Annotated in this window: 2 rRNA genes; both read right to left on the bottom strand. The window is 58.9% G+C overall.

What is annotated here, in order from left to right:
- Positions 1-81, bottom strand: a 23S ribosomal RNA gene (locus ACFPM7_RS30385); the annotation flags it as partial.
- A 396-nt stretch (positions 82-477) separates the two neighbouring features.
- Positions 478-526 (bottom strand): 16S ribosomal RNA (locus ACFPM7_RS30380); the annotation flags it as partial.

Here is a 526-nt window from a genome sequence, read left to right as displayed (position 1 = left end):
CCGAGGCTTAACGCAGCCTCCCACGTCCTTCATCGGCTCCTGGTGCCAAGACATCCACCGTATGCCCTTACCTACTTGCCACAAAGATGCTCGCATCCACTGTGCAGTTCTCAAACACCAACCAGACCATCCCTCCACACTGCGACCACCAACCCCGACCAAACGAGACGGTATGACCGCGGAGAAACGCTGACCCTGTGTCTTGCCTTCGAGCAACAACCCAACACGGGTGTTGTCTCAGGACCCAACAGTGTGCCGCACGCGCCCCCAACCCAGCCCCCGCCGTTCCGTTCCACGCCACTCATGACGAGCAGCAGTACTAAGACACCGACAACGACCGGAACAGAAACGCTCCACCAGTAGTTCCACAATTCTGTGAGCGACCAACCACCACCACACTCGGATGGTAAAGCCGGTCCTCCCAACCCGACCGCCCCAACCAGAAGCTGGTGTGGCGGGTTGTGAAGTGCTCCTTAGAAAGGAGGTGATCCAGCCGCACCTTCCGGTACGGCTACCTTGTTACGAC

The sequence above is a fragment of the Actinokineospora guangxiensis genome (assembly GCF_042657845.1).
Lineage (GTDB): Bacteria > Actinomycetota > Actinomycetes > Mycobacteriales > Pseudonocardiaceae > Actinokineospora > Actinokineospora guangxiensis.
Note: the sequence above shows the minus strand (reverse complement) of the source record. Positions and strands in the feature narration are given on the sequence as shown.